Below are 23,007 nucleotides of genomic sequence, written 5' to 3' on the forward strand. Positions count from 1 at the left end.
CCTTGCCAATATTAAGTATAGGGATTCGAGAATTAGAACGCAATAGTTTTTGTTCGGAATCAAGGAAATATTTTAAAAAACCATCTCCAACCGTACCTCTGAGTCCATTTTACCCATTTCGATTCAGTTTGAAAAACTTTTGTAAAATGTAAACGTTATTAAAAAATGTAAGCGTTTCAGTCGTTTTTAAAAGTATGTACTAATAAACGTTATAGGACATATGTGCTATATTACAATTATATTATAGCGAACCTCTCTGATTTGCGCGAATATTTCCATATCGTAGAAAAAGGAATAAAAAACGAACGATTGTATATCTATGTATACAATCGTTCGTTTTTTAAATTTATTCGTCTTGTTCATGAATTAATACTTTCCGTGGTTTCGAACCTTCTGACGGACCTACGTATCCCGCCTCTTCAAGCGAGTCAATCAAACGCGCTGCCCGATTATACCCAATTCGAAATCTTCGTTGAATCATCGAGGTCGAAGCCGTTTCCTGGGTAACGATGAATTGAATGACTTCTCCGAACAATGAATCGTCCGAGTCAATCGTCGTCACTTCTTCTTCTTTCGGCATCATCGCTTCTACGTACTGCGCACGTTGCTGTGCGATGACGTGATTAACGACCGTTTCGACCTCTTGATCGGAGACGAACGCTCCTTGGACACGTACCGGCTTGTTCATCCCATTAGCAAGCATGAGCATGTCGCCACGCCCAAGCAGTTTTTCTGCTCCTCCTCCATCTAATATCGTCCGGGAATCGGTTTGTGATGAGACCGCAAATGCGATGCGAGACGGGATGTTTGCTTTGATGACCCCTGTAATGACGTCAACCGACGGACGCTGTGTCGCCAGTACCATATGAATCCCGGCTGCCCGTGCCATTTGAGCGAGTCGCATGATGGCGTCCTCAACGTCATTTGAAGCGACCATCATCAAATCTGCCAACTCATCGACTATGACGACGATGAACGGTAGACGTTTTGCATCCTCATCATCGGACTTGTCGACGAGTTCATTGTATCCTTCAATGTTACGGACACCATATCGACTGAACAGCTCATATCGTCTTTCCATCTCGGCGACGACTTGTTTCAATGCCTGAGCCGCCTTTTTCGGATCTGTGACAACCGGTGTCAACAAATGCGGCACACCATTATAAACATTGAGTTCGACCATTTTTGGGTCAATCATCATGAGACGGACCTCATCCGGTCGAGAACGCATCAAGATGGATACAATCATCCCGTTGATACAAACAGATTTACCGGAACCTGTCGATCCTGCCACGAGTAAGTGTGGCATTTTGTTTAGTGAAATGCCGACAGTCTCGCCACTAATGCTTCGTCCGAGCGCAACGAGCAGTTTTGAATCGTCTTGTTTCACTGGGTCTGCCTCAAGCACTTCACGAAGACAGACTGGAGCGACTTCCTGGTTCGGTACCTCGATACCAATCGCCGCCTTGCCTGGTATCGGTGCTTCGATTCGAATATCTTTCGCGGCAAGCGCAAGTGCGAGATCATCGCTAAGCGACGTGATTCGACTGACCTTCACACCGATGTCCGGCTGTAACTCATACTTCGTGACCGTCGGACCAAGGTGAATTTTCAATACTTTCACCCCTACACCAAACGATTTTAACGTCTTCACTAACTTAGCTGCATTCTCTTTCAGACGCGCATTTTCCCCAGATAAATCGGTGATCACCGGTTCCTTCAGATTGGTGAACGGCGGGAGCTCATACGTATCTGAGACGTCTTGCGCCGCGGTCATCATCATCTCCTCGGTCGAGATCGATTCATCCGGTTCCGTAGACGACTCCTTTTTAGGCTCCTCTTTTTTCTCCGCGACAACTTTCTCACTGAATCCGACGATTGGGATGTCATTCATCGTGACCACATCTGATTCTGACTCCACCTCTAAATCGGCTTCTGCGAACATCGGCTCAGGCGATGGTTTTCGCGACCGCTTCGGTTCTTGATTTTGCTTGTTGTTTTGTTTTTTCTCTGTTTTCGGTCTCGATTGCCATTCTTTTTTCACGGCCATTACGGATTCCTCTAGGCGATGATAGATGGTTCCCCAAATCGTTGGGACATAGAGGGAAACACCGAGGATAAAACAGACGATGCCTAAAAAGATGAGACCAAAATCAGAAAATAAGTATTGGTTTAAGCCATAAAGTGCACCGTTGACCCCACCGCGCTCATCTCCCCAAAGTAAATCTCCAAACAGTAGAAATGAGGCGGTCATACTGAGCAGTCCTGCTCGCTCCATCGGCTTCATCGGTTTTAATACAATCCATAACAAGATGGCAATCATCAAATAGGTGAGCGCACCCCAGCCACCAAACAGGTATTCGGACAAATCAGATAGTTGCCGACCAATCCATCCAAAATCGAATAAGGCAAATACGAATGCGACGATGGAAAGAACGAAAATTCCCCATCCATATGTACGTGGCGCAATCGGCTGTTTTTTCCGTTTTCTCGTGTTGCGCGCTGCTGGTCGCTTCCGCTTCACGGGTGTTTTTCTCGTTTTTTGAGCCACTTTTAGTTCCTCCTAAAAAAAGAAGGCAAAAGTCAGATGACTTTTGCCTCACTCTCATTCCATTAAATCTCCATGATGATCGGCAAGATCATCGGACGACGTTTCGTCTGCTCGAATAAGAAGACGCTAAGTCGCTCGCGGATATTTGATTTCAATTCGGTCCAATCACTGCCAGCTTGCAGACTCTTTTCAATCTGTTTCGTGACAATACGGTTTGCCTCTGAAATCATTTCTTCCGACTCGCGCATATACACAAATCCACGTGAGATGAGTTCAGGTCCTGAAATCAATTTCTTCTGTTTCCGATTCAATGTGACCACGCAAAGCACGACCCCATCTTGTGACAACAAACGACGGTCTCGTAAGACGATGTTCCCGACGTCACCGACGCCAATCCCATCAATCAATACGTTACCCGCAGGAACTTTTCGGCTCATCCGGGCTTTTCGACCCGTGAACTCGACGACATCTCCTTTTTCGACGATGAAGATGTTGTTCGATTTGACACCGACTTGTTCAGCGAGCTTCGAGTGTGCCATTTGCATCCGGTATTCCCCGTGAATCGGTAAGAAGTATTTCGGTTTGACGAGGTTGAGCATCAACTTCAATTCTTCTGCCGAACCGTGTCCGGATACGTGAACTTTACGTTGGTTGTAAATGACGTTTGCCCCAGAACGGAACAATAAGTCAATCGTTTTCGAAACCGACTTTTCATTCCCTGGAATCGGTGTCGCCGCAATGACGACTGTGTCGTTCAAACGAATGTTCACTTGTTTATGCGCGTTACGTGCCATACGCGTCAATGCAGCCATCGGCTCTCCTTGAGACCCAGTCGTTAAGATGACGACTTTGTTATCAGGAAGACGATTTACTTGCGACAACTCGACGAGTGTCTTCGCTTTGAAACGTAAGTAGTTTAATTTTTGTGCGACTTCGACGATATTGACCATACTACGGCCAACGACCGCGACTTTACGGTCATTCGCTTCTGCGGCTGCAAAGACTTGCTGTAAGCGATGGACGTTCGACGCGAATGACGCTACGATGACACGACCTTCGGCTTGATAAATCACATCGTTCAATTCAGCACCAACAATCGATTCTGAACCAGTCTGACCCGGACGCTCTGCGTTTGTCGAATCAGAAAGTAACGCGAGTACACCGCGCTGTCCAATCGCTGCTAATTTATTGAAATCGGATTGTTTCCCATCGACTGGCGTATAATCAAACTTGAAATCTCCGGTATGGACGATCGCACCTTGAGATGTTTGAATACAAACACCGACACAGTCGGGAATCGAGTGATTGACGCGGAAGAACGTGACGAGATGATCAGCGATAGTCAATTTCGTTTTGGCATCAATCATGCGAAGGTCGACTTCTTTCAATAAACCGGCCTCTTTTAATTTCAGTTCAATTAACCCGAGAGTCAATTTTGTCCCGTATACCGGAACGTGTTTCAAATCGCGTAGGACGTAGCTGAGTCCACCAATATGGTCTTCGTGACCGTGTGTGATGAAAATCGCTCGAACGCGATCCTTGTTTTCTTTTAAATATGTGATGTCTGGGATGACGATATCAATCCCGAGCATCTCATCGCCTGGAAACATGAGACCGGCATCGATGACGAAGATGTCGTCGTCTAGCTCCACGACGTACATGTTCTTTCCGATTTCGCCTACGCCTCCAAGCGCAAAGACGCTAATATTCTCTGTCTTCTTTTTTGACACTAACAAAAACCTCCTAAATGTTTCATATTCTGTTTCGTCCCTTATCGCTACTGAATATTGTATCGGAAAACGGCTTCATTGCCAACATTTCCGTTCAATCTAGTAGAGGTTTTAGTGTATCCGCAAGCGGTGCGACCGCTTCTTTATCCGGGCGTTTCCCTGCGTCGAGTTGTCGGATGGACAAGCCAAAGTCCATCTGGAGGTGCGGATAGTCAGGGAATGAGTTCCAGTCCCCACCCCATTCGAAACCGAGCGCCTTCCCTAATTCTCCGAGCTCTTGCCAATCTGGTACATCATTGCGATTACGGTCCGTACTTAAATCGTAGTCCGTTTTGTTTTCATGGATGATGACAAAATCGACTGCAAGTCCATAATTATGATAGCTCTGACCCGCTTTTGCATTCGTCACGACTTGCCCGGGTTCAGACCTGCCTTGCGCATATAATGCATTTTGCTCTTTCGCTGAACGATATCCTGACGTCAGTCGAACTTCGAGACCGAGACAAGAATGTGCCAAGCGCACGAAGGTCGCTCCCCGTTCCGCAACTTGCGGATGAAGGCGGTCGAAGTCAATATTGGTTCTTGCCAAAATAGTACTTTCTGCCTCTACGTTTCGCACACACATGTCCGCTTCAAACGTCGGCTCATCCACCCACGGTACAGGTTGTGGTTGCATATAAAAGTAAGCCAGCACTATCCCAATCAAGAAGGCGACCATCGCAAGTGATAACACGCCGGTCCACCTCATCTTCTTAACCGTTTACGCAGTCCTTTAAGGATTGGTAATCCTTTTTCAAGTGCCATATAGAGTGGACGATTCAAGACGAGGTCGAACTCTCCGACTTTCTCAATCATGTCACTCCCCCATCCGGACTTGAAGGCATAGAGACCCGCGTATTCATCATCTGGGTCTGTGCTGCCTGAGACACCGCCGAAGTCATATCGTTCGGCTCCACTCTCTTTCGCCGCTTGCATCATCGTCCACTGCATCAAATGGTTCGGCATGAATTCACGGAACTCATTCGATGAGGCACCATATAAGTAATATGAACGTCGTCCCGCAAGTGTCAATAGCCCACCTGACAACACAATCCCATCCGGATAAGTCTTGTTCAGTTCGATGAGCTCAGGTAACGCCTGCTCAGCTTTTTGAATTTGTGCCACCGTCTGTTCTTTACGATTAAGAAGGCTTGTCCGTTTCTTTTCGACCGTTTCCTTCTCTAATCCACGTTCAATCTTTTCCAACTCTTTTTTTGCTTTTTCAAGCGTCGCTTGTTGCTGCTCGAGCGCAATTTTCGGTTCGAGCTTTGTCAAAAAGAGTCGCGCATCGTTCGGTTGGAGACAATCATATAGATTCTCAAAATAATCGAGACCTCGAATGGCAAACCCATCACGTTCTCCCGTCACTTTCATGAGGTCGGCAAACGTTTTTAATCCGTCTCGCCCGACTTCTTTACAGACGATTCCTTTTTTCTCCGCTAACCGGACGTTATAACGGAATTTATGATGGAATTTCGCAAAGATTTCTTTTTCACTCGGACGTAAATCTGTCTCCATTGTGAAACGAGGTTGTGCATAGTCAAAGCCACCCCCGTACCCTTTATGACGGAATCCGACAGCTTCCATTTCCGTCAAGAGGCCCGGCATCTCATCGCGGTCGATGTTTGGATCGATTTTAACGACAATCGCCTTGTGATTCGCAGCGATTCGTTTTGCTTCTTTTACAAGTGCCTGGAGAGACGCCACGTCATCATAATCCACCACTAATCCGCGTGGCGCGTAACATAGCGTATACGGTAATTTCGGGACGCGCTTAAATAACAGTAACGCCGCACCGGTCGTTAAACCGTCACGGGCAACCGCAACGCGCTCCGACGTCCATCCATTCTGTCGTTTTACGTCTCCCCAACTTGATAGTTGTAATAAATCACCACGATCATGTGCTTTGACGAAGTCGTCATGTTCTTTTTCTGTCAACGTAACTGGTTGTACTGCCATAAATCATGCTTCCTCCGTATTCAAAATGGTCGATCGGACAATCGCCTCTTCGTCGAGTGGCAATTTTTCGTTTCCGATAATTTGATATTTTTCGTGCCCTTTTCCTGCTAACACGATGATATTATCCGATTTGGCTAAACTTGCCGCGTAACGGACCGCTTCTTCCCGATCGCCGATTTCCACATAGTTATCATGCGTCATTCCGGCCGCAATCCCTTTCGTGATGGATTCATACGCTTCGAAACGTGGGTCGTCCGTTGTAATGATGACCGTCCCAGCGTAAGTCGATGCCATCTCACCCATTGCCGGACGTTTTGTCACGTCACGGTTCCCGCCCGTACCGATTAAAAAGACAATCTTCTCTTTCGGTACACCGACGAGCGATTTCAAACATTGTTCGATGCCATCCGGTGTATGTGCATAATCTGCGTATACGTTGTACCCAGGCACGTCTAGGCGCTGCATGCGTCCTTTGGCCGGATGAATCATTTCAAGCGCTCTAGCGATTTGCTCCAATGAGTATCCTGCTGCGAGGAGGCAACCTGTCGCAAGCAACAAATTATACACGTTAAAACGACCGATAAACTGTACGGTCACCGGTAGGCGTGTGCCTTGATAGTTCAACACAAAGCTCGTTTGAGACAATGTCTGTTCAATCTCTGACGCCATCAAATCGGCCGTCGTGTCGATTCCATATGTCAACACTTTAGCGCCTGTCATCGTCTCATAGAGAGCGCTCTGTGCATCATCCGCATTCAAGACGGCTACCTTCCCACGTGATGCCATTTGACCGAGTTGAGCGAACAACAATCCCTTTGCGCGGGCATAATTTTCAAACGTCCCATGAAAATCGAGATGATCATGCGTCAAATTCGTAAATCCGACGATATCAAAATCCGTACCGATGACACGACCGAGTTCGAGACCGTGCGAAGAGACTTCCATCATGACGTCCGTCACACCCTCATCACGCATTTGTGCCAGTAGTTGTTGCAGTTCTGAGCTTTGAGGTGTCGTATTCTTGCTCGGTACGACCTTGTCATTGATTCGTACCTCGACGGTGCCGATCAGGCCAGTCGAGTGTCCGAGGACGTCTAGGACATCCCGTAAAATCGTGGTCGTCGTCGTTTTACCATTCGTTCCAGTGATTCCGAACAGTCGCATCTGTTCAGAAGGATACGCATAAAACGCCGAAGCCAAAAGACCGACCGAGCGAGAACTATCACGCACAATCAAGTTCGGAACCGATAGTTCGAGCGGTCGTTCACTGACAACCGCTACTGCCCCTCGTTCCACTGCTTGAGTCGCATATTCATGTCCATCGACCGTATAGCCTTTGATGGCGACAAACAACGTCCCCGGGACAACTTCCCGAGAATCGGTTGTCACGTGAGTCACCACGATGCCTTCAAGATTTGGTTGGTTAATGAGTTGTATCGTCTTCACTAAGTCCGTTAAGTTCAAGTCTTTCCCTTCTTTCACCTGTATCCTATCCAAACTAAAGAATACCTCTTAATCAGTGTAGAGAACTTACAATTCGGTTTCAAGTCACGCTTCGTTTGGGAGGACGTATGACTTCGCTGGCTGATGTGTCAACACTTCACGAATCAACGCATTGACCTCATCACGCTTGATTTTCTCCACTTTTTGAATCACTTGTTCAATCGGCTCCACTTCATCAAGTAGTAACAAGTTCCGACCATTCCGATTCATCCGTGCACTCGAGCTCTCATTCCCGAGGGCGAGTGACCCTTTCAATTGGCGCTTCCCTTTATCGACTTCCTCATCCGTCAATCCTTCTTCGAACAAACGCTTCAATTCTCTTTCTAGAATGACTTCGACTTGATTCAACGTGTCTGAAGATGTTCCGACATAGATTGTAAACGTCCCATGATCGGCGAACGTCGTATAGTATGAGTAAATCGAGTAGGCCAATCCTTCTTCTTCACGAATCGATTGAAATAACCGTGAGGACATCGTTGCACCGATGGCGTTGTTCATCAGTGCCAAGTGCGGTAAACGATCATCCGTTGCCGAGATGGCTTCATAGTTCCAACAGAGATGTGCTTGCTCTGTCTCCTTAAGTTTCGTCAACGTATCATGGAACAGTTCTGGTTGATTGAGTTCTTTCGACGATTCCCTAGAAGGGATGTTGGCAAACCTACGTTTCACTGCCTCCATCAACTCTTCAGAGACATGTCCTGCGATGGAGACGACGATTTCTTCTGCCACATACCGTTCTTGTAAATAATCGACGAGTTGGTCGCGTGTCAATCGATTGACGCTCTCCTCCGTTCCAAGGATTGGTTGTGCGAGGATATCGTCACGATATGCCGCAACTGCCAATAGCTCATGTACGAGATCTTCAGGTGTATCCTCATACATTTTGATTTCTTCCACGACGACACGTTTCTCTTTTTCGAGTTCTGTCTCATCGAGTACCGAATCAAACAACATGTCCGTCAAGACGTCGAGCGCCATGACCGCATGCTCGTCGAGCGTCTTCACGTAAAAACAAGTATGGTCTTTTGAGGTGAAGGCATTGACGCTTCCACCAAGTTCATCGAAAAAGGAAGCGATTTCTTTCGCGTTTTTCGTCGATGTTCCTTTAAATAACATATGTTCAATCAAATGACTGATTCCGATGTTTTCAAATGACTCTGTTCGTGTCCCAGCTTTAATAAAGACACCTGTTGACGTACTGCGAGAACCTTCAATCGGTTCGATGATGACGCGGATACCATTTTGTAGTGTCATCCATTCCATATTCTCACTCCTATGAAAAAGGCCATCGCACCAAGACGATGGCCAGAATAATTAATTTGTCGAGCGCGGTGGACGACGGTCCCCGTCACGACGTGGCGGACGGCCTTCACGAGGTGGACGGCTTTCACGTGCAGCCTTCCGTTTCGCTTCATACGCTTCACGCTCTTCAGGAGATAAGCCTTCTAAGATGAGCGCTTTATGCGACGCGTTGACACGACCTTTATCATCGATTTCCGTGACTTTGACTTGAATCGTATCACCGAGCTTCACAACGTCTTCAACGTTTGCGACACGCTCGAGACTGAATTCTGAAACGTGTACGAGTGCATCTTTTCCTTTGAAGAGTTCGACGAACGCGCCGAACTTCTCGATGCGGCGTACCGTTGCATCAAATACTTCACCGACGACGACTTCGCGAACGATGTCCCCAATCATCTTCATGGCAAGATCAATGCCTTCTTGGTCTGTCGAGGCGATGAACACCGTACCATCTTGTTCGATGTCAATCTTGACGCCTGTTTGGTCGATGATGCTGTTGATCATCTTACCACCTGGTCCAATCACATCACGGATCTTATCCGGATTGATTGTCATCGTCACGATTTTCGGTGCATATTTCGACAATTGTGTACGTGGTGTGTCTAATGTTTCAAGCATATGGTCAAGGATGTGTAGACGACCGACACGTGCCTGCTCAAGCGCTTCTTCTAAGATTTCACGCGTGATTCCAGCAATCTTGATATCCATTTGAAGGGCTGTAATCCCATCTTTCGTTCCGGCAACTTTGAAGTCCATGTCGCCGAGGTGGTCTTCGAGACCTTGAATATCTGTCAAGACCGTGTAGTGCTCCCCTTCCATTATGAGGCCCATGGCAATCCCAGCGACCGGCGCTTTGATTGGTACACCTGCATCCATCAAGGCAAGCGTCGAGCCACAGATTGAAGCTTGTGAACTTGAACCGTTTGATTCAAGTACTTCCGAGACGAGACGAATCGTATACGGGAAGTCTGCTTCTTTTGGAATGATTGGCAAGAGTGCGCGCTCACCGAGTGCCCCGTGACCAATCTCACGACGACCTGGTGCACGGACTGGACGTGCTTCTCCGACCGAGAACGGTGGGAAGTTGTAGTGGTGCATGAAGCGCTTGTTCTCTTCTAAGCCGATTCCGTCGATGATTTGTGCATCGCCGATGACACCGAGTGTTGCGACCGACATGACTTGTGTTTGACCACGTGTGAAGAGACCGACACCGTGTGCGCGTGGAAGCAATCCGACTTCTGATGCGAGCGGACGGATGACATCTGGGCGACGACCGTCTGGACGGACTTTGTCGACCGTGATCAAGCGACGGACTTCATCTTTGACGAATTTGTTCAAGATGCCCGAAACTTCACCAAGTTTCGACGGCTCATCAGCAAGGCGCTCTTCATACATCGCCACGTATTTCGCAATCACTTCGTTGATCGCTTCATCGCGGGCATGTTTCTCTTCCACTTGAACCGCTTCAACGATTTCAGGACGAGCTGCTTCAAGCTCTGCTGTGAGTGCCTCATCGTATTTCGAGACCGTATATTCAAACTTCGGTTTGCCGACTGCATCAACAATCTCTTGTTGGAACGCAATCAAACGCTTGATCTCTTCATGTCCAAATAAGATCGACTCAAGCATGACATCTTCTGGTACTTCATTCGCGCCAGCTTCAACCATGTTGATGGCAGTCGATGTACCTGCAACTTGAAGCTCAAGATCCGTTTTCTCCATTTGAGCTGTCGTTGGGTTGACGACGAATTCGCCATCAACACGTCCGACCGTCACACCTGCGATTGGACCATCGAACGGTACATCTGAGATCGAGAGTGCGATTGACGTTCCGAGCATTCCCGCCATTTCCGCCGAGCAATCTGGATCGTTCGACATGACATAAATCATGACTTGAATGTCATGACGGAATCCATCTGGGAAGAGTGGACGAATCGGACGGTCGATGAGACGTGATGTCAAAATCGCATTTTCCCCCGGACGTCCTTCACGGCGAAGGAATCCTCCTGGAATTTTACCTACCGAGTAAAGTTTCTCCTCATAGTTGACCGTCAATGGGAAAAAGTCTAAATCTTTTGGTGCTTTTGAAGCCGTTACTGTCGCAAGGACGACCGTGTCACCATAGCGAACGAGCGCCGAGCCATTTGCTTGCTTCGCAAGTTGACCGACCTCTACAGACAATGGGCGTCCGCCCCACTCTGTAGAGAATACTTGTTTCGTACCTAACATGTACATTCTCCTCTCAAACCTTATCTAGTTTATTATGTAACTCTATCTTACGAATGTCTAATCATTTTCCTCTTAACAAACAAGAAACGGACTAGGACGTTGTCCCAGCCCGTTAAACAGTCTCGATCGATTAACGACGGAGACCGAGGCGTTGAATCAATTCACGGTAGCGCGTAACGTCCTTGTTACGAAGGTACGTAAGCAAGTTACGACGACGTCCAACCATTTTCAAGAGACCGCGACGTGAGTGGTGGTCTTTCTTGTGTGTACGAAGGTGAGCGTTCAATGTGTTGATTTGTTCAGTCAACACTGCCACTTGTACTTCCGGTGAACCAGTGTCACCTTGTTTAGTCGCGTATTCTGCGATAATTTCGTTTTTACGTTCTTTTGAGAGTGCCATTGCCTCTCCACCTCCATTTAATTAAAAATTGCCGCGTTGCCGAGCCGGCGTTGGTGAATCGACCAGCCAAGCGAAACGGTGTACTTTGCGTACTTGACAAGGATAGCGTAACCGCAACCGAAAGTCAAGATAGGATTGAGCGTGCTGATACCTCATCCTGTTTCAGTTGAGCGACCAATGCATCTAACCCATCGAACGCTCGCTCGTTACGAATATACTGAACCCACTCGATCTCGATCACTTGCCCGTACAAATCCTCCGAAAAGTCAAAGAGATGGCTTTCGACAGAGACCGCTCCCGTCTCATAAAACGTCGGACGACGCCCGACGTTGGTCATCGCCTCGAACGTCCGACCATCAGGGAGCGTAACACGTGTCGCATACACGCCGAGTCGTGGCATGACATATGAGGCGTCCATCAACACGTTTGCTGTCGGGAACCCGATTGTACGCCCTCTCGCATCTCCGTGAATGACTTCACCGCAGATGACATAAGGGGCACCGAGTAACTCTTGAGCCGCGTCAACGTGGCCTTCAGCCAATAATTTACGAATTCGCGTCGATGAAACCTTCTCTCCATTCATCGTCTGTTCTGTAACAATGGACGTCGTGAACTGATCGCGAGAATGGTATGGGAGTGTCTCCATCGTCCCTTCACCGAACTTGCCGTACGAGTAATCAAATCCTGCCGTCACGTGTACGGCTCCAGCAGCAATCAAATAATCGTCGACAAACTGTTGAGGAGATAATCCAGCCAACTCTTTCGTAAAGGTCAAGACGAGACATCGCTCGACCCCGAGCGCTTCGATTCGTTTCAATTTTCGGGATAGCGGTGTGATATAACGGACCGCGTCGGATTTGTTTGAGAGTACTTGTTTCGGGTGTGGGTCGAACGTGACGACCGTCACCGGAAGGTTATGCTCCGCTGCAACACGCTTCGCATGATTGATCACGGCTTGATGCCCTTTATGAACACCGTCAAAAAAACCGAGTACCATGACCGATGGATACAGGTCAGGCGTTTCTGGATAGGTGAGATGTCTTGTTTCCATACTGTCAATTTCCCCCTTAGTCGATGGCCAGCATGACCTCGACTGTAGCGTCTGTCGTTCCATCTTGTCTTCGATATAAAGCAAGAGGGATTCCTTCTTCATTATAGACAGTAAATAACTCAAATTCGAGCGAAACGCCGTTCAGCTTGCCACCATTCCGAATATACCGCTCCCGATTCTTTGGAATCGTGATGGCTGGCCAACGTTTGATGACCTCTTCGAGTGGGATGACATGCGCCATTCGTTCTTCGACCGTCTCTAATGCCTGTAACTGTTCGAGGGATATAGCGTTCGCTTCTTCGAAAGAGCCGGAGCTCGTGCGTCTCAGTTCGCTCATATGGGCAGGGTAACCGAGCTTCTCACCGATTTGTACGGCGAGCGTACGAATGTACGTCCCTTTTCCGCAATCGATTTCCATTTGGAAACGACATACTCCTTCTTCAAACGTTAACTCGCTCGTCCGCTCCAGACGGTGAATCTCGACCATCCGACGGGGGCGTTCTACGGTTTGGCCTTTGCGGGCGTACTCATACAGTTTCTTCCCATTGACCTTGACCGCTGAATAATAAGGTGGAATCTGTTCAATCGTTCCGACCAATTGTCGCATCGCTTCATCAATCTGTGACTCGACCAACTCATTCGGTGTGACTGTCTTCTGTTCTACGACCTCGCCATGAGCGTCCTCGGTCATAGTGGCCGTCCCGATTGTCACCTCGGCCACGTAACACTTGCCCTCATCCGTGATAAAACGAGATAACTTCGTGGCACGTCCTAAACAGATTGGTAATACGCCTGTCACTTCCGGGTCAAGCGTGCCCGTATGACCCACTTTTTTCGTTTGAAACAACTTTCGTAACTTGAACACGCAGTCATGACTCGTCATGCCTCGGTCCTTATCGAGTACAAGCACTCCGTTCGGTTCCAACTTCATCCCTCCATACAAAAAAGGGAGAACGATGTCTCCCCTTTCAAATTATTGGTCTTTGTTCAAATCACGAATCAATGAATCGATATGGCTACCATATGCGACCGAAGAATCGTATTCAAACGAGATTTCTGGTGTTTTACGAAGACGGATGCGGTTCCCGATTTCGCGACGGATAAATCCTTTCGCTTTGTCGAGACCTGCTTGCGTTTCTGCTTTCACATCTTCCTCATCACCGAGCACCGTATAGTAGACCGTTGCTTGTTGTAAGTCCCCTGTCACATCAACGCTCGTAATTGTAGCGTTCTTTGTACGTGGGTCACTCACTTCCCGTAACAAGACATCTGTAATCTCTTTACGCATTTGCTCGGCAACACGTTGGGCACGAATTTTCATACGTGATCCCTCCTCACATTATTTACGTTCGACTTCTTTCATGACGAACGCTTCAATGACATCTTCTACTTTGATGTCATCAAATTTCTCTACTTTAATCCCACACTCATAACCAGTCGCAACTTCTTTTACGTCATCTTTGAAGCGGCGAAGCGTATCGAGCTTGCCTTCATATACGACGATTCCGTTACGAATGACACGGACACCAGCGTCACGTGTGATTTTACCTTCAGTCACATAACAACCTGCAATCGTACCGACTTTCGATACTTTGAAGACGTCACGGACTTCGACTTGACCAGTGATTTCTTCGACGAACTCAGGGTCAAGCATCCCTTTCATCGCACTCTCGATTTCTTCGATTGCGTTGTAGATGATGCGGTGGAGACGCATTTCAACATTTTCCTGTTCCGCCATCGAACGAGCGTTACCGTCAGGACGTACGTTGAAACCGATGATGACGGCGTTCGCAGCTGATGCGAGAATGACGTCACCTTCTGTGATGGCACCGACACCTTGGTGAACGATGTTAACTTTGACGCCTTCGACATCAATCTTGCGGAGTGAACCAGCCAATGCTTCAGCTGAACCTTGTACGTCTGCTTTAATGATGACGTTCAAGTCTTTCACTTCACCTTCTTGAATACGGCTGAACAAGTCGTCAAGGCTGACTTTCGCTGATTCACGACGTTGTGACTCGAGGTAACGTTGGTAACGTTTTTCCCCGATTGCACGTGCTTTCTTCTCATCTTCAAACACGATGAACTGGTCACCGGCTTGTGGTACATCGTTCAGACCTGTGATTTCAATCGGTGTAGATGGACCGACTTGTTTCACACGACGACCGATGTCGTTGACCATTGCACGGACGCGACCGAACGTGCTACCGACAACGATTGGGTCACCGATACGAAGCGTACCGTGTTGAACGAGAAGCGTTGCAACAGGTCCACGACCTTTGTCGAGTTTTGCTTCGATGACTGATCCACGAGCTGGCATGTCTGGCGTCGACTTGTATTCTTCGACTTCAGATACGAGAAGAATCATCTCGAGCAACTCATCGATTCCTTCACCTTTAATCGCAGAGATCGGAACGAAAATCGTTTCGCCGCCCCACTCTTCCGGAATGAGACCGAACTCTGTCAATTCTTGTTTGACACGGTCAGGGTTTGCCCCTTCTTTGTCCATTTTGTTGACCGCAACGATGATTGGAACGTTCGCTGCTTTCGCGTGCGAGATTGCTTCCTCTGTTTGTGGCATGACGCCATCGTCAGCCGCAACGACGATAATGGCGATATCTGTCACTTCCGCACCACGTGCACGCATCGTTGTGAACGCCGCGTGACCTGGCGTATCGAGGAATGTGATTTTCTTGTCGTTTACAGACACTTGGTACGCACCGATATGCTGCGTGATCCCACCCGCTTCTCCTGCAACGACTTTCGTGTTACGAATTGAGTCAAGGAGTGTCGTTTTACCGTGGTCGACGTGACCCATGATTGTAACGACCGCTGGGCGCTCTTCAAGGTCATATTGTGAGAAGTCAATCTCAACTGTTTCGAAGTCTGTCTCATCGACGACGACTTCTTTTTCTACTTCAAAACCAAACTCTGAAGCGAGCAACTCGATTGTTTCGTCATCGAGTGTCTGGTTGATTGTCGCCATCACACCAATACCCATCAACTTCATGATGATTTCGTTTGGCTTTTTGTTCATTTTCTCTGCGAGGTCAGAGACGCTGAGTACATCCTCATACTTGATGACGTTCCCCATCTCTGCTTCTTGAGCGAGACGAGCCGCTTTACGCTGACTTGTCTTCGAATTTGGATCGGCTTCTTGTGGCACAGCCGCTTTTACCGGCTTGCCTTTACCTTTCCCTTTTCCGCGTTTTTTATTGCGCGGATCGTTGTTTCGGTTGTCGTTACGATTTTGACCACCGCGATTATTTTGACCGCCACGGTTTTGTTGCGCCGCTTGCGGACGTGACTGTTCTTTTTTCTCTTGTTTCGGCTCGTTTGAAGTTGAAGTCGCTTTCGCTTCAGCTTGCTTCTCAGCGCGATATTTTTCTGGATTGAACACACGGTCCAACTGTTTGACTGTCTCATCATCGAGGACGGCCATGTGGTTTTTCACCGGTTTGTTCAATTTTTCTAATTGAGTAATGACTTGCTTACTCGTTACATTCTGTTCTTTTGCAAATTCATAGACGCGTTTTCCCAAAGCATCCACCTCCGTTAATAGTTAAGAGAGAAGTTGCTTAAGCTTGTTCGCAAATCCGGATTCTGTCACCGATACGACGACACGCATATCTTTCCCAAGTGCGGCACCGATCGTATAGCGATCGCTCACTTCAATCAGCGGCACTTGATAAGATGCACACTTGTCGGTGACTCGTTTTTTCGTCGAGGCACCTGCATCTCCGGCTAGAATGACGAGCTTGGCACGACCCGCTCGCACATCCTTTAATACAAACTCTTCTCCCATCGTTACTTTCCTTGCTCGAGCGGCAAGGCCTAACAATGATTCCCACTGACTCATGATTCGTCACCTGCGACAGCTTTCAACTGCTCATACAAGTCATCGCTCGTTTTCACTTTCAAATGATGATCGAGCGTTCGTTTTTTCTCTGCTTGACGAACAACATCGATATCTTTTGATAAGTAGGCACCGCGACCGTTCACTTTACCCGTCTGATCGATGACCACGTCACCTTCAGGCGTTCGAACGACACGAATCAATTCTTTCTTCGGGAGCATTTCTTGTGTGACCACACACTTACGCAAAGGAAGTTTCTTTTGCTTCATGGTCATTCCTCTTCTTTCACCACAGCTGTTTCAACTGAAGCATCTGATAAGTCTTGTTCAACTTCATTTTGAACAATTTCTGGTTCTGATTCAACTTTTTCAGCGAACGTATCGAACAAATCGAGTGCTTCCGCATCTGTCTCGCTCTTGATGTCGATTTTCCAACCAGTCAATTTCGCAGCAAGACGAGCGTTTTGACCACGTTTTCCAATCGCGAGTGACAATTGGTAGTCCGGTACGACGACTGTCGTCGACTTCGCAGGCTCATTGACATAGACGGCAACGACTTGCGCCGGGCTGAGTGCGTTTCGAACGAACTCTTTCGGGTCTTCAGACCAACGAACGATATCGATTTTCTCACCGTTCAACTCGTCGACGATTGTTTGGACACGTTGTCCTTTCGGTCCGACACATGCGCCGACCGGGTCAACGATATCCGAGTGCACAGCAATTTTCGAACGGTCACCTGCTTCACGCGATACAGACATGACATCGACTGTTCCGTTTGAAATCTCAGGTACTTCAAGCTCGAACAAACGGCGCAAAAGTCCCGGATGCGTACGCGACACTTGAATCGCAGCACCTGAACCTTTTGTCGTCGAATCAACTTTCGTCACGTATACCTTGATTCGGTCGTGAATCTGATACGACTCGTTCGGCATTTGTTCGTTCGGAGTAAGGACTGCTTCGATGTTGTTCTCAAGACCGATATACAAGTTGCGCGGGTCAAAACGCTCCACAATCCCTGTCATGATCTCGTCTTCTTTATCTGCGAAGTGGTTGTAGATGCGTTCACGCTCCGCTTCACGCATCTTCTGCGTCACGACTTGTTTCGCCGTCATCGCTGCGACACGTCCGAAATCACTTGGTGTGACTTCTTCTTTATGGAAATCACCGAGCTCATAGTTCGGGTCGATTTCATGTGCTTCCTCAAGCGAAAGCTGTTGGTCTGGTTGTGTGAGACGTTCGACGACTTCTAAAAGTGCGTAGACACGAATGTCTCCCGTCACCTGGTCGAATTCGACTTTCACGTGCTCGTTCGGGTTCGCGACGTTTCGGCGATATGCAGAAATGAGCGCTTGTTCGAGAGCGTCGATAATAATATTTTTGTCAATTCCTTTTTCTTTGGCAATCTGATCGATTGTAGTGAGTAATTGTGGACCCATCTTCTTCCCTCTCCTTAACTAAACGTGACCGCTAAGCGGGCTTGTGCAATTTTGTCTACCGGTAGCGATACCGCTTTTTTTCTCGTCTTGATGCGTGTCTCGATCACGACCGTTTCCCCATCATATGCCGTCAAAATTCCTTCAAACTCTTTGGCACCATCGATCGGAGCGAACGTTTTCATGTAGACGTTTTTGCCTACAGCACGTTCGAAATCACTCGGCTTTTTCAGCGGACGCTCCGCACCAGGACTCGAGACATCAAGATAATAAGCCTGTTCAATCGGATCGGTTTCGTTCAGTTTTTCCGAGAGTTGTTCATTGATATTGACGCAATCGTCTAAATCGACGCCCCCTGGTTTATCGATATAAACGCGCAAGAACCAGTCTGGACCTTCTTTTACGAATTCCACATCGACCAATTCCATGTTTTCTCGTTCGACGATTGGCAACGCAATCGATTCAACGACTTCTGTTATTTTGGACACTCTCATCCCTCCTTCTGGCTTTTACATACAAGAAAGGAGTAGGGTTCCCTACTCCTTTCCGTCGTAGTATCCAACTTTGTTCGATACCAATATATCATATTTTCCCGACAAATCGCAACTTACACCCCAAAATCAAAGAATGAGAGTTGGTTCTCATCAGGCAAGCCTTCAAGACATTTCATCGTATCAAGTGTCTCGATGACCGTTTTCGACAACTTCGCTCGTTTGCGTAAATCTTCTTTCGAGAGGAACTGTCCTTCCTCCCTCGCTTCGACGATCGCTTTTGCCGCATTCGTCCCGAGCCCATCGACCGCATTGAATGGAGGAATCAACGTATTGTCCTCAATCAAGAACTCTGTCGCGCTTGAACGATACAAGTCGATGTTTTGGAACTTCATGCCCCGCTCAAGCATCTCAAGGGCAAGTTCGAGGACCGTATGCAATCCTTTATCTTTCGCTGTCGCATCGAAGCCTTTTTCCCGAATATCCGACATCGCTTTACGGACGGCTTGAGGGCCTTTGATCATTGCAGATAAGTCAAAGTCCCCGGCGCGCACGGTGAAGTATGTCGCATAGTACAAGATAGGATGATGCACTTTGAAATATGCGATCCGGACGGCCATCAAGACGTATGCTGTCGCGTGCGCTTTCGGGAACATGTATTTGATCTTCTTACAAGAAGAGATATACCATTCCGGCACGTCGTTCTCCCGCATCTCTGACTCCATCTCGTCTGTGAGACCTTTCCCTTTACGAACGGACTCCATGATTTTGAAGGCGAACGATGGCTCGAGCCCTGCGTAAATCAAATAGACCATGATGTCGTCACGACAACCGATAACGTCTTTCAGTTCACACGTCCCGTTGTAAATCAGTTCATTCGCGTTCCCAAGCCAGACATCCGTCCCGTGAGACAGACCTGAAATCTGAACGAGCTCCGAGAACGTGGACGGTTTCGTCTCTTCAAGCATCTGACGGACGAACTTCGTCCCAAACTCAGGAATCCCAAGTGTGCCGGTCTTCGACTCGATCTGTTCCGGTGTCACTCCGAGCACTTCTGGTGAGGAGAAAATTTTCATGACGGTCGGATCGTCTGTCGGAATCGTTTTCGGATCGATCCCGGATAAGTCTTGGAGCATCCGAATGACGGTCGGGTCATCGTGCCCGAGAATATCAAGCTTCAATAAGTTGTCATGGATGGAATGGAAGTCGAAGTGTGTCGTCTTCCATTCAGACGAGTTGTCATCCGCAGGATATTGAATCGGTGAGATGTCCGCGATGTCCATATAGTCAGGGACAACGATGATTCCACCCGGGTGCTGCCCCGTCGTCCGTTTCACGCCGGTGACCCCGGAGACGAGACGATCGACCTCAGCGTTTCGATAAATCTTGTCGTTCTCGGTCGCATATCCTTTCACATACCCATATGCCGTCTTATCCGCAATCGTTCCGATCGTACCGGCACGATATACATATTCTTCTCCGAACAACACTTTTGTATAGGCGTGGGCATGCGGTTGATATTCACCCGAGAAGTTCAAATCGATATCCGGTACTTTGTCCCCTTTGAATCCAAGAAACGTTTCGAACGGAATATCGTGTCCATCTTTTGTATACCATGTGCCACATTCCGGACACTCTTTGTCCGGTAAGTCATATCCCGAACCGACAGACCCGTCGTTGAAGAAGTGCGAATGTTGACAGTTTGGACAGACGTAGTGCGGCGGTAGCGGGTTGACCTCGGTGATCTCTGTCATCGTAGCGACGAGACTCGACCCGACCGACCCACGCGACCCGACCAAGTACCCATCGTCTAGAGATTTCTTAACGAGTTTATGTGAGATCAAGTAGATGACCGCGAATCCATGGCCGATGATTGACTTCAATTCTTTTTCTAGACGTGCCTCAACGATCTCAGGAAGCTCATCCCCATAAATCGAACGGGCCATATCGTAGCTCATATTCCGAACCTCGTCATCCGCGCCTTCAATTTTCGGCGTATATAAGTCATCCGGGATGATTTGGATCGATTCGATTTGATCGGCGATCGCATTCGGGTTCGTGATGACGATTTCACGTGCCAAGTCGTCACCAAGAAACTTGAACTCTTCCATCATTTCCTTCGTCGTCCGGAAATGGGCATGTGGCAATTCTTTACGTGTATTGATAAAGTTCGCCCCACCTTGGGTACGAATCAAAATCTCACGATACGAACGGTCGGCCCGGTCCAAATAGTGCACATTCCCTGTCGCACATACCGGTAACTCGGCTTTCTTCGCGACACGAATGATTCGTTTGATGATTTCACGGAGCTCCATCTCATTCGCGACAATCTCTTTATCGATCAAATGGTGATAGAGCGCCGGCGGGTGAATCTCGATAAAGTCGTAAAACGACATCATCTTCTCGAGCTCATCATCTGACTTATTCAAAGCAGCGTCAAAAATCTCACCATTGTCACAAGCCGAACCAATCAACAGTCCTTCACGGCGCTTCACGAGCTCTGAACGCGGCATCCGTGCCATCCGATATAAATAATCGATATGAGAGAGTGAAATGAGTTCATATAGATGGCGAAGTCCCGGCTTTTTATTTTTCGCATAAATCGTCGCGTGGAACGGACGAATCTTCGACACGTCACTCCCGACTTTGGCGTTCAACGAGCGATGCGTCGTCATCTCAAACATCTGTTTGGCGAGGTCGAGAAGTTTCATCAACAAATACGCTGTCGCCTCCGCATCATAAATCGCACGGTGATGCTGAGTCAATTCGATATCGAATCGCTTCGCAAGCGTGTTCAGTCGGTGATTCTTCAAGGTCGGCATCAACGTACGAGCCAGCTCGAGTGTATCGATGACCGGGTAATCATCCGGTTCATGACCTCCGCTCCGAAGTGTCGCCTCGAGGAAACCCATGTCGAACGATGCGTTATGGGCGACGAGGATACTGTCACCACACCATTCGACGAACTGTTTCGTGATGACTTCTGGGTCAGGTTGTCCTTGCACCATGTCATCCGTGATTCCCGTCAACTCGATCGTCGTCGCCGACAACGCATGTTTCGGGTCAGCGAACGCCTCAAAGCGGTCGATAATCTCCCCGTCCTTGATTTTGACACCTGCGAGCTCGATGATTTTATTATAGACGGCAGAAAGTCCCGTCGTCTCGACGTCAAAGACGACGTATGTCGCATCGTCTAACGACACATCACTTGGATGATACGCAACCGGAACACCATCATTGACGACGTTCGCCTCGACTCCGTACAACACTTTGATGTCGTTTTTCTTCCCGGCATAGTACGCTTCCGGGAACGCTTGGACACCAGCATGGTCGGTGATCGCAATCGCACGATGTCCCCACTTCGCGGCACGCGCGACGAGAGCGGACACGTTCGTGACTGCGTCCATTTGACTCATCTGTGTATGTGCGTGGAGTTCGACCCGCTTCTCACCTTCCCACTCATCTCGGAGTGGCTCGACTTTCACTTCTTGGAGTTGCGACGCCATCATGCATAGTTCACGCATGAACGAATCATCCTCGACTCGTCCTGCCGTTTGAATCCACATGCCCTTCTTGACGGCACTGAGCATCCGATCGTCATCGTCATCGCGCGCAAACACTTTCACGATGAGCGAATCGGTGTAGTCCGTCATTTTGAAAGTGAATAGCTTTTTCCCACTCTTCAGCTCTTTTCGCTCCGCGGAGAAGACGAGACCACGAATGGCGACACGGCGCTCTTCTTCGATAATCGTCTTGATTGGGACAATCTCATCTTTGATGAGCGCACCCATCCGAATCTCTGTGATGGGTTCATCGTTCGTTTCCGTCGCTTTGGCAAACTGTGCCGCAAGTGCCATTTTCGCTTGCTCGATATCTTCTTGTACCACTTGTTCACGTAAAGCCTGACTGGCTTCGGCGTCTTCAGAAAAGTGTGCCTGACACGGTTTTTTCGTGAACCCATAAGCGCTATAGAGCGCTTGGACTTCTTGACAGAGCTCTTTGTCCACATAGCTTGCCTCAGGTCCAGAGCGTACCGGGATCAACAGTTTATTCTGTTCAAATCGCGGTGAGACCGATCCGAAGTAGCTTCGCATCGCTCCGGACACTTGACTCAATTCACTGACGATTCGTGGCCAGTAGTCGATATAGTCCTGCTCACTCCCACCTTTTGCTGTCGAGAACCGCGCGTACACTTCGTCAGCGAACGTCGCGTACCGATTTTCTAACCGACTCATGAACAATTGATGGACGTCGTACGGTAAGACTGTCGGAAATGTAAAATAAAACGTCCACGTGCGTCGTTTTTTATTGACGACGAGTCGTGAGAGTTCCGCTTCGTCGAACAGGTCTGTCTCAGTCGTGATCCCAAGATCACTTAATAATAGTTGCATCTTTTGATTTGCTTCCACGGGTCCGTCTTTCCCCCTTTATGCCAATTCGACAAATGAAGGTGACCGCTTACGC

The 23,007-nt window shown here is 48.2% G+C and carries 17 protein-coding genes; all 17 read right to left on the reverse strand.

Going from position 1 to position 23,007, the window contains the following annotated elements; genetic code table 11:
• Positions 1-346: 346 nt before the first annotated feature.
• The 17 genes from ACQKD4_RS07720 to ACQKD4_RS07800 all read right to left on the reverse strand — a co-directional run bounded on the left by ACQKD4_RS07720 (position 347) and on the right by ACQKD4_RS07800 (position 22,952).
• Complete coding sequence (locus ACQKD4_RS07720) at positions 347-2,551, reverse strand: DNA translocase FtsK (protein WP_427372971.1); 2,205 nt, start codon at positions 2,549-2,551, stop codon at positions 347-349.
• 62 nt (positions 2,552-2,613) lie between these two features.
• A complete protein-coding gene (locus tag ACQKD4_RS07725; RefSeq protein ID WP_427372972.1) occupies positions 2,614-4,281 on the reverse strand; it encodes a ribonuclease J in 1,668 nt (555 codons plus the stop codon).
• A 94-nt stretch (positions 4,282-4,375) separates the two neighbouring features.
• On the reverse strand, positions 4,376-5,014 hold the full coding sequence (locus tag ACQKD4_RS07730; protein WP_353047391.1) for a M15 family metallopeptidase: 639 nt from the start codon (positions 5,012-5,014) through the stop codon (positions 4,376-4,378).
• 11 nt (positions 5,015-5,025) lie between these two features.
• Positions 5,026-6,279 carry a lipid II:glycine glycyltransferase FemX gene (locus tag ACQKD4_RS07735; RefSeq protein WP_427372973.1) on the reverse strand — a complete coding sequence of 418 codons (1,254 nt, stop codon included), beginning with the start codon at positions 6,277-6,279 and terminating at the stop codon, positions 5,026-5,028.
• Positions 6,280-6,282: 3 nt separating this feature from the next.
• On the reverse strand, positions 6,283-7,776 hold the full coding sequence (locus ACQKD4_RS07740; RefSeq protein ID WP_251127072.1) for a UDP-N-acetylmuramoyl-L-alanyl-D-glutamate--2,6-diaminopimelate ligase: 1,494 nt from the start codon (positions 7,774-7,776) through the stop codon (positions 6,283-6,285).
• Between the two features lie 51 nt (positions 7,777-7,827).
• Positions 7,828-9,045, reverse strand: a complete 1,218-nt coding sequence (locus ACQKD4_RS07745; protein WP_427372974.1) for a M16 family metallopeptidase — start codon at positions 9,043-9,045, stop codon at positions 7,828-7,830.
• 51 nt (positions 9,046-9,096) lie between these two features.
• Positions 9,097-11,313, reverse strand: coding sequence for a polyribonucleotide nucleotidyltransferase (pnp, locus tag ACQKD4_RS07750; RefSeq protein WP_214691847.1), 2,217 nt, complete (start codon positions 11,311-11,313; stop codon positions 9,097-9,099).
• A 130-nt stretch (positions 11,314-11,443) separates the two neighbouring features.
• The gene (gene rpsO / locus ACQKD4_RS07755; RefSeq protein WP_074034662.1) at positions 11,444-11,713 is read right to left on the reverse strand and encodes a 30S ribosomal protein S15; all 270 of its coding nucleotides are present in this window, start codon (positions 11,711-11,713) and stop codon (positions 11,444-11,446) included.
• A gap of 124 nt (positions 11,714-11,837) precedes the next feature.
• Positions 11,838-12,764, reverse strand: coding sequence for a bifunctional riboflavin kinase/FAD synthetase (locus ACQKD4_RS07760; protein WP_214691846.1), 927 nt, complete (start codon positions 12,762-12,764; stop codon positions 11,838-11,840).
• A 16-nt stretch (positions 12,765-12,780) separates the two neighbouring features.
• Positions 12,781-13,695 (reverse strand): tRNA pseudouridine(55) synthase TruB, encoded by a 915-nt coding sequence (gene truB, locus ACQKD4_RS07765; protein WP_251126857.1) that lies wholly within the window; start codon positions 13,693-13,695, stop codon positions 12,781-12,783.
• A gap of 42 nt (positions 13,696-13,737) precedes the next feature.
• Positions 13,738-14,085: a 30S ribosome-binding factor RbfA gene (rbfA, locus tag ACQKD4_RS07770; protein ID WP_015881430.1), complete on the reverse strand. Its 348-nt coding sequence runs from the start codon at positions 14,083-14,085 to the stop codon at positions 13,738-13,740.
• An 18-nt stretch (positions 14,086-14,103) separates the two neighbouring features.
• A complete protein-coding gene (gene infB, locus ACQKD4_RS07775; protein WP_427372975.1) occupies positions 14,104-16,305 on the reverse strand; it encodes a translation initiation factor IF-2 in 2,202 nt (733 codons plus the stop codon).
• 21 nt (positions 16,306-16,326) lie between these two features.
• Positions 16,327-16,623: a YlxQ family RNA-binding protein gene (locus ACQKD4_RS07780; RefSeq protein WP_015881428.1), complete on the reverse strand. Its 297-nt coding sequence runs from the start codon at positions 16,621-16,623 to the stop codon at positions 16,327-16,329.
• Positions 16,620-16,895, reverse strand: a complete 276-nt coding sequence (rnpM, locus tag ACQKD4_RS07785) for an RNase P modulator RnpM (RefSeq protein ID WP_198930016.1) — start codon at positions 16,893-16,895, stop codon at positions 16,620-16,622. Before rnpM ends, ACQKD4_RS07780 begins: the two co-directional genes overlap by 4 nt.
• Complete coding sequence (gene nusA, locus ACQKD4_RS07790) at positions 16,892-18,055, reverse strand: transcription termination factor NusA (RefSeq protein ID WP_214691843.1); 1,164 nt, start codon at positions 18,053-18,055, stop codon at positions 16,892-16,894. The genes rnpM and nusA overlap by 4 nt, the downstream gene beginning before the upstream one ends.
• Positions 18,056-18,069: 14 nt before the next feature.
• Complete coding sequence (gene rimP / locus ACQKD4_RS07795; RefSeq protein ID WP_015881425.1) at positions 18,070-18,540, reverse strand: ribosome maturation factor RimP; 471 nt, start codon at positions 18,538-18,540, stop codon at positions 18,070-18,072.
• 119 nt (positions 18,541-18,659) lie between these two features.
• A complete protein-coding gene (locus ACQKD4_RS07800) occupies positions 18,660-22,952 on the reverse strand; it encodes a PolC-type DNA polymerase III (protein ID WP_427372976.1) in 4,293 nt (1,430 codons plus the stop codon).
• Positions 22,953-23,007 lie beyond the last annotated feature (55 nt).

The sequence above is a fragment of the Exiguobacterium sp. NPDC077395 genome (genome assembly GCF_050269125.1).
GTDB classification, from domain to species: Bacteria; Bacillota; Bacilli; order Exiguobacteriales; family Exiguobacteriaceae; genus Exiguobacterium; species Exiguobacterium aestuarii_A.